9 protein-coding genes, 1 tRNA gene and 1 pseudogene are annotated in these 12,154 nt (G+C 35.1%); 8 read left to right on the forward strand and 3 right to left on the reverse strand.

Annotated features, from left to right (window positions below; translation table 11 throughout):
* Window positions 1-134: 134 nt before the first annotated feature.
* Both PBT89_RS02385 and PBT89_RS02390 read left to right on the forward strand, forming a co-directional pair.
* A pseudogene (locus PBT89_RS02385) lies at window positions 135-1,850 on the forward strand (DUF885 domain-containing protein).
* On the forward strand, window positions 1,843-2,799 hold the full coding sequence (locus tag PBT89_RS02390; protein WP_270063235.1) for a M23 family metallopeptidase: 957 nt from the start codon (window positions 1,843-1,845) through the stop codon (window positions 2,797-2,799). The pseudogene PBT89_RS02385 and the gene PBT89_RS02390 overlap by 8 nt, the downstream one beginning before the upstream one ends.
* Window positions 2,800-3,107: 308 nt before the next feature.
* Here the strand turns inward: PBT89_RS02390 and PBT89_RS02395 are convergent, their stop codons facing one another.
* The gene (locus PBT89_RS02395; RefSeq protein ID WP_270063236.1) at window positions 3,108-4,496 is read right to left on the reverse strand and encodes a dipeptidase; all 1,389 of its coding nucleotides are present in this window, start codon (window positions 4,494-4,496) and stop codon (window positions 3,108-3,110) included.
* Between the two features lie 128 nt (window positions 4,497-4,624).
* Between PBT89_RS02395 and PBT89_RS02400 the strand changes: the two genes are divergently transcribed.
* The 6 genes from PBT89_RS02400 (at window position 4,625) to PBT89_RS02425 (ending at window position 10,930) form a co-directional block, all read left to right on the forward strand.
* Window positions 4,625-4,706 (forward strand) — tRNA-Leu (locus PBT89_RS02400).
* Between the two features lie 411 nt (window positions 4,707-5,117).
* Complete coding sequence (locus PBT89_RS02405; protein WP_270063237.1) at window positions 5,118-6,620, forward strand: ankyrin repeat domain-containing protein; 1,503 nt, start codon at window positions 5,118-5,120, stop codon at window positions 6,618-6,620.
* 9 nt (window positions 6,621-6,629) lie between these two features.
* Window positions 6,630-7,115: a DUF2271 domain-containing protein gene (locus PBT89_RS02410; RefSeq protein WP_270063238.1), complete on the forward strand. Its 486-nt coding sequence runs from the start codon at window positions 6,630-6,632 to the stop codon at window positions 7,113-7,115.
* Between the two features lie 7 nt (window positions 7,116-7,122).
* Window positions 7,123-9,327 (forward strand): PepSY domain-containing protein, encoded by a 2,205-nt coding sequence (locus PBT89_RS02415; protein ID WP_270063239.1) that lies wholly within the window; start codon window positions 7,123-7,125, stop codon window positions 9,325-9,327.
* A gap of 263 nt (window positions 9,328-9,590) precedes the next feature.
* Complete coding sequence (locus PBT89_RS02420; RefSeq protein WP_270063240.1) at window positions 9,591-10,019, forward strand: hypothetical protein; 429 nt, start codon at window positions 9,591-9,593, stop codon at window positions 10,017-10,019.
* A gap of 203 nt (window positions 10,020-10,222) precedes the next feature.
* Window positions 10,223-10,930, forward strand: coding sequence for a TerC family protein (locus PBT89_RS02425; protein ID WP_270059337.1), 708 nt, complete (start codon window positions 10,223-10,225; stop codon window positions 10,928-10,930).
* A gap of 53 nt (window positions 10,931-10,983) precedes the next feature.
* On the opposite strand, the gene PBT89_RS02430 is transcribed toward PBT89_RS02425, so the two are convergent.
* Together PBT89_RS02430 and PBT89_RS02435 are read right to left on the reverse strand one after the other, a co-directional pair.
* The gene (locus PBT89_RS02430; protein WP_270063241.1) at window positions 10,984-11,598 is read right to left on the reverse strand and encodes an FMN-binding negative transcriptional regulator; all 615 of its coding nucleotides are present in this window, start codon (window positions 11,596-11,598) and stop codon (window positions 10,984-10,986) included.
* Between the two features lie 23 nt (window positions 11,599-11,621).
* Window positions 11,622-12,146 (reverse strand): DUF421 domain-containing protein, encoded by a 525-nt coding sequence (locus tag PBT89_RS02435; protein ID WP_270063242.1) that lies wholly within the window; start codon window positions 12,144-12,146, stop codon window positions 11,622-11,624.
* Window positions 12,147-12,154 lie beyond the last annotated feature (8 nt).

Here is a 12,154-nt window from a genome sequence, read left to right on the forward strand (position 1 = left end):
TTCAAAATTTTGTTCTGATTCCCGGTTTTAGATGCTATCGTTTTTTTATTCTAACTTCTAACTTCTAACTTCTAACTTCGAAAATCGTATTTCCATATATTCATTATCTTAGGCTCTGTAAAAGCCCGAGATTAATGAAATTAAAATTCCTTCTTTGCTCATTTTATATATTTTTAGCCAGTATTTCTTTAGCTCAAAATTCCTCAGCTAAATTAGATAGTATTCTTAAGAATGAAAGTGAACATCGAGCTTACGATTACCAAGAATATCCCTTGGGTTTACATACTGAAGAAATTTATAAATCTGAAGCCGATTTTGCCCAAAATCTTCTCGATAAGTTATCCAAAATCGATAGATCAAACCTCTCCCAAACCGAAAAGATTACGGCCGAATTGTTGGAATTTAAACTACAGGAACGTGTAGATCAATATCAATATAAGGCTTATTTGAATCCGCTTCTTTCTGATGCCGGGTTTCATGTAAGTTTGCCTTATCATGTTGCTCGATTAAATAATTACGAGCAAGTAAAACAGTATTTGAATAAGCTCAATGCGATTCCGCAATATGTTGATCAAAACCTGAATCTACTCAGAAAAGGACTAAAATTAGGGATCACGCAGCCTTTAGTTATTTTCGAGGGTTACGAGTCAACGTATAACGATCAGATCGTAAGCGATTATAGCGAAAGCTTTTATTACAGTCCGTTTCAGGATTTGCCAATAACCTTAACACAAAAACAAAAAGATTCAGTATTAAAAGTGGCTAAAATAGCTGTGGAAGAAAATGTAATTCCGCAGTTTAAAAGAATAAAAAAGTTTTTTGAAACCGAGTATTTCCCCAAAACCCGAAAAAGTATAGGTGTTTCTGAAATCCCAAATGGTCTGGAATATTATCAAAATCGAATTCATTATTATACCACGCTAGATATTACAGCTGAATAAGTTCATGAAATTGGTTTAAAAGAAGTTGCGCGTATTAATGCTGAAATGAAAGCGATCATTGAAGAAGTAGCGTTTGATGGAAGCTTTGATGAATTTATTGATTTTCTACGTACAGACGATCAGTTTTACGCCAAAACCGGAGAAGAGTTATTAAGAGAAGGTCGAGATATTGCTAAAAGAATCGACGCACAGTTACCGCGATTTTTTAAGGTTTTACCCAGAAAGCCTTATGGAGTAGCTCCAGTACCAAGCGCTATCGCGCCAAAATATACAGCCGGGAGATATAAAGGATCTTCTTCGCCAACCGAGCCGGGATATTTTTGGATCAATACTTATAAATTAGAAAGCAGGCCAAAATATGCACTGCCGGCTTTAGCACTTCACGAAGCGGTACCGGGACATCACTTGCAAATTTCTTTAAATGCAGAGTTAGGAGATAGTATTCCACCTTTTCGACGCAGATTTTATCTTTCTGCTTATGGAGAAGGCTGGGGTTTATACGCTGAAAGTTTAGGGGAAGAAATGGGGATTTATACTACACCATATGAAAAATTTGGTCAACTAACTTACGAGCAGTGGAGAGCTTGCAGATTGGTTGTGGATACCGGGATGCATGCTAAAGGCTGGAGTCGTGAAAAAGCAGTAGCATTTTTAACCAAAAATACAGCCCTTTCTTTACACGAGATCAATACCGAAATCGATCGTTATATTTCTTGGCCGGGACAGGCACTTTCTTATAAAATAGGAGAGATAAAAATTAAAGAATTACGTAAAAAGGCAGAAAAAGAGCTAGGTACAGCTTTCGATATTCGTGAATTTCATAACGTAATTTTATCGCAGGGAACGGTGACTTTAACGCTGATGGAAGATTTGGTAAACAACTATATACAAAACGTAAAAAATGAATAAGTCGGTATTCATAGTACTTTTTATGCTGAATTTTCAGTTTTTTTTCGGGCAAACCAGAGATGATTACGATGAGGTAAAAGAATCGATAATTATAGCATATAATTCCGGAGAATATGATTCGATATTCGATAGTTATTCCGCCGAAATGCAAAATGCACTAAGTTTAGAGAAAACCGAAGCGTTTTTTAAGAATTTAAAGAGTTCCGTAGGAAATATTATCGATTCAGAGTTTTTAACGTTTAATCCGCCGTACACTATTTATGCTACGGAATTTGGGGGCGCAGCTTTTATGTTTAGCCTGGCACTTTCAGAAAATAAAGAGATTACGGGGTTGAAATTTACGCCCTACGGAAAAGAAACAAACCTCGCTGAAGCCGATACGATGCTGGATCTCCCTTTTGAAGGCGAATGGTACGTAGTTTGGGGTGGTGATACAAAAGAAGATAACTATCATGTGGAGCATCCTGCACAAACCGGCGCTTTTGATTTTTTAGTGATTAATGATGATCTTAAAACGCATGATGGTGACGGAAGCTTTAATGAACAATATTATGCCTTTGGAAAAGAAATTTTAGCACCGGCAGCCGGAGAAGTAGTTATGGTTGTCGATGGGATTTACGATAATATTCCCGGTAAGATGAATCCAGATTTTGTGACCGGAAATACCATCGTGATCAAGCTGAAAGCTGGGGAGTTTTTATGGTTGGCGCATTTAAAAAAGCATTCGATTAAAGTAAAAGAAGGTGATAGGGTTGAAGAAGGACAGTTTTTAGGCTTATGCGGAAATTCGGGGAATTCTACTGAGCCGCATTTGCATATGCATGTTCAGGATGAACTTAAAATCAATCAGGCAAAAGGCTTGAAAACTCATTTTAAGCGTTTAAAAGTGAAACGAAAATATATCGAAAATTACTCACCAGTTCGCGGAGATTTGATCGAAAAGATCTAATTATAGATCGCTCCGCTTTCAGATTTAGACAGAAGATTTTCTAAGAAAGAGATAAGTAATTAATTTTGAATCTTGAATGCAGAATTTTGGACGAGATTTAGGCCGTGGCAGGTACGATATGAAATCTATGTAGTTGTAATTTCGAGTTTGCCTAGTCGGTAGGCAGTAGCGTATTAGAGAAATCTATTTACTTAATTCTATTTAAAAAACAAACCTCGCAAGTTTTTAAAAACTTGCGAGGTTTGTAAATATTAGCGCGCTGAAAGCTTTCTAGCAGATCGCTATGCTATAAAACTGTTCCTGCAAATTTACTTCTGCGAGTCAGCAAAGTTTTTATAGAAATGCGGAATGGTTTCAATGCCTTTTAGATAATTCCAAATGCCAAAATGCTCGTTTGGTGAATGGATTGCATCTGTATCCAAACCAAAGCCCATCAGAATAATTTTGCTTTTTAATGCTTTTTCGAACAAAGAAACAATAGGGATACTACCACCGCTGCGCTGAGGAATGGGTGTCTTCCCGAAGCTTGTTTCGTAAGCTTTGCTAGCCGCTTTATAAGCGTCGTTATCTATTGGTGTTACATAAGCATAACCTCCATGGTGTGTATTTACTTTTACTTTAACTGCTTTTGGAGCTAGGCTTTCAAAATGTTTTTTGAAAAGTGCGGAGATTTCTTTCCAATCTTGGTTAGGTACAAGTCGCATCGAGATCTTTGCGAATGCTTTTGAAGGTAAAACTGTTTTCGCGCCTTCGCCAATGTAACCGCCCCAAATTCCGTTTACATCTAAAGTAGGGCGAATAGAGCCTCGTTCTATAGTAGAATACCCGGCTTCACCATACACGTCACCTACGTCAATTTTCTTTTTATATTCTTCTTCGTTGTAAGGTGCTTCAGCCATTTTTGCTCTTTCTTCCGCAGAAAGTTCTTCAACCTTATCATAAAATCCTGGGATGCTAATATGGTTATTTTCATCGGTTAACGATGCAATCATTTTAGTTAGAATATTGATTGGGTTTCCAACCGCGCCACCGTACAATCCAGAATGAAGGTCGCGATTAGGGCCGGTAACTTCTACTTCCATATATGATAATCCTCTTAATCCCGTGGTGATACTCGGTACATCTTTGGCAATCATACCGGTATCTGAAATTAAGATCACATCATTTTTAAGCTTTTCCAGATTATTTTCGATAAACCATCCTAAATGTTCGCTGCCTACTTCTTCTTCCCCTTCAATCATAAATTTTACATTGCATGGAAGCTGATTGGTTTTGGTCATATATTCCAATGCTTTTACATGCATATACATCTGGCCTTTATCGTCGCAGGCACCACGGGCAAAAATAGCGCCGTCTGGATGAAGTTCAGTTTCTTTTATAACAGGCTCGAAAGGTGGGGAATTCCAAAGGTCTAAAGGATCTGGTGGCTGCACATCATAATGCCCATAAACCAGTACCGTAGGTAGGTTTTTATCGATAATTTTTTCTCCATACACTACAGGATGGCCTGGAGTTTCACAAATTTCGACCAAATCGCAACCTGCTTTTTCTAATTCGGTTTTCACTGCTTCTGCAGTGGTGATCATGTCGTTTTTATATTTTGAATCGGCACTTATCGACGGAATCTTAAGTAAATCAATAAGTTCGGAGACAAATCTGTCTTTATGCTGTTCAACATAAGATTTTACGTTGTCCATGAGTTTGGATTTTGAGTTTTATCAAAGGTAAGAATTTCAGAATTTTTTTTTGGAAGCTTGTTTGTGAATTAAAAGATTTGTTTATATTTGCATCCGCTTACCGAAAGGATGAGCACTTTATTGAACCTGCGGGCGTGGTGGAATTGGTAGACACGCTAGACTTAGGATCTAGTGCCGCGAGGTGTGAGAGTTCGAGTCTCTCCGCCCGCACAGGTTAAAAGCCTCTCAGAAATGAGAGGCTTTTTTTATGGAATTGCTTTTGTGTAGATAGCACACAATTCTCATAATCTTCATTTACTTCGGTTTCCTTTTCTAGAATCCTTAGGCTATTATTTCAGTTAAATTCAGCATTAAAAAAAACTACGACTCGTATTCTTTCAACAAATTTTAGCAAATTGAGTTTAGTTATATTCTTCAATTCAAATTTCACTTTCATTTATTCAGCATAAAACCTATTCCTAGGCACTCTTAAAAATCTTTAAAAAACCCAATCGATATTTAGACTAAGTTTAAATAAAATCGCAAAAAATAGTATATTGCGTCCTAAAATGGTTCGATTCCTTTAGCAGGTTTCGGCCTAATGCAAAGATCAATAATTAGAAAATTCAGAAAAAAACTAGTATGATAAAAATTAAGCACATTTTGGCAGGAACAGCTTTAGTACTGGCTTTGCCATTAACGGCTCAGGAAGATAATGTTTTTCTTTCCAGAGATTATTGGACTAATAATCCAAGTGTAAGCGAGGTAAAAAGTGAGGTGCAAAAAGGGAACGATCCAACTGAACGAAACGGTAGTAATTTTGATCCTGTCGTTATGGCGATTTTCAGTAACCCATCAAAAGAAGTTATAGAATATTTGCTAGATCAAGAAGGTAACGATGTAAACAAATTAACCCACGATGGTAGAACCTATATTTTTTGGGCAGCCTCTGCAGGTAATTTACCACTCGTAAAATTATTTGGAGAAAGAGGTGCTAGAATGGATTTAGTAGATGATCATGGGTACTCGGTTCTTAATTTTGCGGCAAATGCAGGTGTTAAGGATAAAGAGCTTTACGATTACTTAATTTCAAAAGGATCAAACCCTAAAGTAGAAAAAACACACTCTGGCGCCAATGCGTTGCTTTTAATGATGCCAAGTCTCACCGATTACGAGATGGTAGATTATTTTGAATCTAAAGGCTTGTCTATTAAAGATACCGATGACGAAGGTAATGGCGTTTTTAACTACGCAGCAAGATCTGGGAATATCGAAATGATGAATAAGCTTATCGAAAAAGGGGTAAGTTATAAAGAAGAAAATAAAGTTGGCGGAAATGCAATGTTCTTTGCAGCTATGGGATCTAGAAGATCTACAAACGACTTATCTGTTTTCGAATATTTAAAAGAAGTAGGAGTAGCACCAAATGTTACTAAGGATGATGGTTCTACACCACTGCATGTTTTAGCTGCAAGAAGCAAAGATATGAAAGTGATCAACTTTTTTGTTGAAAACGGTGTAAATCCAACAGCGAAAGATGATGAAGCAAATACGCCGCTTCTTAACGCTGCGAGAAGAAATAATCTTGAAATAATTAAGTTTTTTGCTGAAAAAACAGACGATATCAACGCTGCAAATAAAAAAGGCGAAACAGCTTTAAGTCTGGCGGTTTCTGGAAATTCTCCTGAAGTTGTTGAATATTTGATTGATGAAGGCGCTAAAACTGAATTTAAGGATAATTCTGGTAACACTTTGGTTTATTATTTAGTTGATGCCTACCATCCACGTAATGCTAAGGCTTTTGAAGAAAAAATGACTTTGCTGAAAAAAGAAGGTGTAGATTTTTCAAAAACTCAGGCTAACGAGGAAAATTTTCTTACCCTGGCAGTGAAGAAAAATGATCTGGCATTAATTGAAAAAGCATTGGAGGAAGAAATAGATGTAAATACTACAGATGCTGAAGGAAATACTCCACTACAAATTGCAGCTTTAAGAGCAGATAATACTAAAATTATGAAGCTTCTTTTAAATCATGGAGCCAATAAGGAAGTAACCACAGATTTTGGTGAGAGCGTATACGATTTGGCTAGCGAAAATGAAATACTTCAGGAATCAAATGCCGATTTAGAATTTTTAAAATCATAAAACAGTACGATGAAATTTAATACATTAAAACTAGGTCTTTTAGTCTTATGCTTAGGTTTGTTCTCGTTTGTAAGTTCAGAATCTACATCTTTTAAATGCCTTATTCAGTTAACAAATTATAATGGAGAAGGAGCTTATGTTGTTGTCTCATTAATTAACCCTTCTGGAGAATACGAGAAAACCTTATTGGTGCAAGGCGACGACGAAGAATGGTATCCAGATTTAACCGACTGGTGGGAAGATCAAAAACAAAAGGATGAGAATATTGACGCCATTTCTGGAGCAACTGTAGGTGCCGGTGGGCGTGGAATGGGCGCTTTTCAAATCGAATCTGATAAAATAGACAGCGGTTACAAAATACGTTTTGAAACTGCCGTAGAAGATCAAAAGTATTATGTGAAAGATCTAGAGCTTCCACTAACTTCAGAAAATCTAAAAGGTAAATTTGAAGGCAAAGGCTATATTCGTTATGTGCGGATAATGGCAAGCAAATAGTAGTCCTATGATATTATCGATTTGGAGATACAGCCACTTAAGTTTGGCTGTATCTTCTTTTGTTTTTATCCTAATTGCTTCGGTAACAGGTATAATATTAGCATTCGAGCCGATCGATCATGCTGCGCTAGATTATCAACCGGTAGACACTTCAGAATTACAAATTTCTGAAGTGATAAGAACGCTTCAATCTAATTATGATGAGGTACTGAGTTTAGAGGTCGATGAGCAGGGATTTGCTATCGCTTCTGTGTTTAGTATGGAGGGCGATAGTGGAGATTTTTATATCAATCCAAAAACCGGAGAGAAAATCGGTGAACTTAAGGGCCAATCTTCTTTATTCAAATTTGCAACTAGCCTGCATCGTAGTTTATTTCTTAAAAGTGCAGGTAGAATATTTGTGGGGATTACTTCATTCTTGTTGTTTTTAATCAGTATCACTGGTTTAATACTGGTGATTAAAAGACAGCAAGGTTTTAAAGCGATTTTCGATAAAATTGTACGAGAAAATTTCTACTCTTATTATCATATTTATTTAGGCAGGTTGTCGCTTATCCCTATTATTATCATTACCGTAACCGGAGTTTTCCTTTCTTTATTGCGTTTTAATATTATTCCTGAAGTTCGGCTTTCGCATACTATAAATGAAGAAAAGTTAGTTGAAAATCCTCAGCGTACTTTATCTAATTTTCCTGCTTTAGAGCATATTTATTTAGACGATATAAGATCTATTGAATTTCCGTTTAGCGAAGATGCTTCAGACCCTTTTAAAATTAGTCTTCAAAATAAAGAAATATTAGTTAATCAATATACAGGTGAGGTTGTTAGTGAACTATCTTATCCATTGGTTAATCTAATTTCAGGCTATAGTTATAATTTGCATACCGGGCGAGGAAATGTAATTTGGGCGATAATTTTAGCGCTTTCCTGCATCAGTATACTCTTTTTTATCTATTCTGGTTTCGCAATCACACTTAAAAGAAGAAAGTCGCTGCTAAAGAATAAATTTAAGAAAGATGAAGCCGAAATTATCATTCTTGTAGGATCAGAAACCGGAAGTACAATGTCTTTCGCTAAGCTTTTTCAGCAGGAATTAATCAAGAACGGAAAGAAAGTTTTTATAGCCCAGATGGATCAATATGCCATCTTTAAAAAAATGGAGCAATTGGTCATTTTCACCTCTACTTATGGTGATGGAGAACCGCCTGCGAATGCTAAAAAATTTCTTCGAAAATTCAATACTATTCAACAGAAAAATACTTTTTCCTACTCTGTAGTAGGTTTTGGGTCTCTTGCCTATCCTAGTTATTGCAAATACGCTTTTGATGTCGATCAACAATTGTTTGAAGATGAAGGAAGCATTCAGTTTCTGCAACCCTATACTATAAATAATAAATCTTGGGAGGCTTTTGATCAATGGGTAGATCAATGGAGTAATAAAGTTGGAATATCGATAAGTGTCCCTAGAGATAATGATGTTACCAAGCAACGAAAGAAAACAAAAAAATATAAAGTTCTTTATAAAACCAAAGCTAGCGAAAGTCCAGATGATACTTTTGTTGTAGGCTTAGCTCCGGTAAAAAACCAAAAGATAAAATCGGGTGATTTATTGGCAATTTATCCCACTAAGAATGATCACGAAAGATTGTATTCTATAGGAAAAGATCAAAATAGAGATATTCTTTTAAGTATCAAAAAACATGAATTTGGCTTGTGCTCTAATTTTTTAAATGATGTTGAAGTTGGAAGCACTATTGATGCGGTGAAAATTAAAAATCCAGACTTTCATTTTAAGGCTTCGCGCAACGCTATAATGATCGCCACAGGAACCGGTATTGCACCCTTTATAGGGATGATGCAGGAAAATGCTAAGAAGCAAGCGGTAACTTTGTATTGGGGAGCTCGTAATTCTGAAAGCTTAAATGTATATAAGAATAGAATAGATTCTTTCTTGAAAGATGGACGCTTAGCTGAATTTTTACCAGCTTATTCAAGAAGCTCTAAAGATAAAATTTATGTGCAGCATTTGATTGCTAGAGATGCTGAAAAAATAGCAAAAAGTCTTGATGATGGCACTGTAATTATGATTTGCGGTTCTATTTTAATGCAAAAGGAAGTTGTGAAAATCCTCACTGAAATTTGCGAAAATCACAACAAAAAACCACTTAGTTATTATCAAAAGAAAGGTCAGCTTAAAATGGATTGTTATTAAATAATCTATTTCAATTAGATGAAAAATTGGAAAACGCTTTAGTCTTATTGATCAGATTTTCATTCTAAATCCTAAATATAAAGGTGATTTCGATTTTGATATTTGCAAAAAAAATATCGCCTTTTTTTTGGATTGTTCTTATTATAAGACACTTAGGTGGGAAATCTATAATTATCAATTTTTTGATGAAATTTTAATATTAAATACCAATACAATTCATCTTAACTGTTTAATTTTGAATCGCTAAACTAACTCAACTTGCGATGAAACTAATTTATAACGGTGCACACCTTAAGGTATACAATATAGTATCGCGTGCTAATCAGGTAATAGAAAGTCAATATTTTCAAAAAGATCTAAAAGAATTTTTAAACCTTCATTACAATGAAAAGGTGGTTTCAGAATTCTTAAATCGTTTAAAAGATTCAGATCTTAATATTAACGTTAATTCCAATTGGATGCCGTTTTCCAAAAGATTAATTTACATCGATAAAAATGGAATAAGTGTAAACTCTGGTATTTTAAATAAAGCCTCTAAATTTTATGTGGGATTGATATTAGAAAAAGCTTTTTTGATTTTCGATCAAAAATATGATATCAGTAATAAAACCTTAATGATTAAAGATCTAGAGGAAAAAGAAGATGTTTTGCAGGGTATTGGCTACTTGGCAACAACCGCGGGAGATCGCTAATCGTTTAATGATCAAAATAGGGCTTAATGCCCAACCATTAATAACAACAAAATTTAAAGCCTGAAGTTTCAACTTCAGGCTTTTTTATTGAAGGATTTAAGAGATAAATATTTAGCGATATAAACCCCTGTTTTTTAATTTTTTATTATCTATAATTTGATTTTTAATCTCTAATTTTCCTCCCTCAAATTAATAGCGTTTTTATGGAAATTTTTCTTCAGGCAGATAGCTGGGTTGCTTTGCTTACCTTAACATTTATGGAGATTGTTCTTGGGATCGATAATATTATTTTTATTTCTTTAGTCGCGGGTAAATTGCCGCAGCATCAGCAAAAGAAAGCCAGAATTGGAGGGTTAGCGTTGGCTATGATTACACGAGTATTACTTTTGTTAGGTATTACCTGGATTATTGGTTTAACTAAACCCGTACTTACTTTTGGCAATTTTGAGCTTAGTTGGAGAGATATTATCTTGTTAGCAGGAGGGATTTTTCTTTTAGTGAAAAGTACTTTAGAAATACACCACAAAGTAGAAGGACAGCAAGAAGCAGAGAAAAATGTTAGCGCTAAATCTTTTGGTTTGGCTATAGCTCAAATTGTGATGTTAGATATCATTTTCTCTTTCGACTCTATTTTAACCGCCATCGGCTTGACGACTGAAATTATTCTTATGATAATTGCAGTGATAATTTCTATTTTGGTAATGATGATTTTTGCCAAAGCGGTAAGTGATTTTGTAAATAAACACCCTACAATACAAATTTTAGCGTTAAGTTTTCTAATCTTGATTGGAGTGATGCTTATTATTGAAGCAGTTCATTATCATGTTCCAAAAGGTTATATCTATTTTTCGGTCTTCTTTTCTTTGTCTATAGAAATGCTGAATATGAGATATCGAAAGAAAAACGATTAATTGAAATTATTCTGAATTGTAAGCGTCTGCTTTGTTGCCTTTCTAAAATACAATCATGACAATCCGTTCTCTTTTTTGAGATCTTTGGCAAGTTGCTTATCGCTAAGCGTTCCTTTTTCTAAATGTTCTACGGAAGAAATAATATCTTCTTCAGAATAGCTTTGATGTAACTTTGCGATTCCCTGAATTTTAAAAGGCGCTGCCCAAAAACCTGTGATTAATGGCAAATGATCCTGAAGCATTTGTTTAGGAATATCTTTGTAAAATAAGGGCGTTTTTTGCCGATTTTCGAAAGTATTGACCAGCTTTTCTAATGAGTTTTCTAACTCTTCAGAAGTTTGTATTTTGATCTTAGCGTTAATATGAACAGCCGAATAATCCCATGTGCTAATATCTTTTTCCGCGTACCATGAAGAGCTTACGTATGCATTTGCACCTTGAAAAATAAATAAAACTTCAGTATCATTCTTCAGAGACTTTAATTGCTCATTATGATTTGCGATATGGGCATACAATCTAAAATCCTCTGCAGTTCCTTCTGTTAAAACCGGAATATGAGTTGCTATTAGGTTTTGCGCATTGCTCACCATTGTCGCAAAAAGATTGTTTTTAATAAAATCGAAAATAAATTCTGGATGCTCTTTTTGATATTTTTTCGGTGGATACATTAAAAGGATATTAGCAGCTAAATTTAAGTTTTTTGCTTAACATCCTTAATAAGCCATTCTTCCAATTTAGTTTCAGGATCACAATGTAAAACAGAAACATCGCCTGTCGTTTCGAAGATTACCGCTCTCACTTCAGAAAGTCGGATAACATTAGCTTCTCTTAATTTTCCGCGCAAATCAGATTCGGTTACTCGGGCTTTCTTCAGATTATCATAGTAAATCTCCCCTTCCTTCATTAACATGATAGGATCATTATCGGTAATTTTCTGAAAAGCCGGATATCTTCTTAAATATGCTGTGCCAATTTGTAAAATATAGACCGCCAAAAGACCTACCGCACCCTGAATTAAGCTTACGTTTTTTAGTAAAATGGTTGAAGCTAAAATACTACCACTGGCGATCGTCATGGCAAAATCGAAACTCGACATTTTAGAAAAACTACGTTTTCCTGCAATTCTTGTATAAATAATTACTAAAATATAAATGCCTATTGCACTTAATGTGATAGCAATTAAACTTGTTGCTGATGCTTCAAACCATTTCTCCATATTGTATT

Source organism: Zunongwangia sp. HRR-M8, assembly GCF_027594405.1.
Lineage (GTDB): Bacteria > Bacteroidota > Bacteroidia > Flavobacteriales > Flavobacteriaceae > Zunongwangia.

Bases quoted from the DNA above. Each gene is read 5' to 3' on its own strand.
- PBT89_RS02390 (WP_270063235.1), top strand. From the start codon at position 1,843: ATGAATAAGTCGGTATTCATAGTACTTTTTATGCTGAATTTTCAGTTT.
- PBT89_RS02395 (WP_270063236.1), bottom strand. From the start codon at position 4,496: ATGGACAACGTAAAATCTTATGTTGAACAGCATAAAGACAGATTTGTC.
- PBT89_RS02405 (WP_270063237.1), top strand. From the start codon at position 5,118: ATGATAAAAATTAAGCACATTTTGGCAGGAACAGCTTTAGTACTGGCT.
- PBT89_RS02410 (WP_270063238.1), top strand. From the start codon at position 6,630: ATGAAATTTAATACATTAAAACTAGGTCTTTTAGTCTTATGCTTAGGT.
- PBT89_RS02415 (WP_270063239.1), top strand. From the start codon at position 7,123: ATGATATTATCGATTTGGAGATACAGCCACTTAAGTTTGGCTGTATCT.
- PBT89_RS02420 (WP_270063240.1), top strand. From the start codon at position 9,591: ATGAAACTAATTTATAACGGTGCACACCTTAAGGTATACAATATAGTA.
- PBT89_RS02425 (WP_270059337.1), top strand. From the start codon at position 10,223: ATGGAAATTTTTCTTCAGGCAGATAGCTGGGTTGCTTTGCTTACCTTA.
- PBT89_RS02430 (WP_270063241.1), bottom strand. From the start codon at position 11,598: ATGTATCCACCGAAAAAATATCAAAAAGAGCATCCAGAATTTATTTTC.
- PBT89_RS02435 (WP_270063242.1), bottom strand. From the start codon at position 12,146: ATGGAGAAATGGTTTGAAGCATCAGCAACAAGTTTAATTGCTATCACA.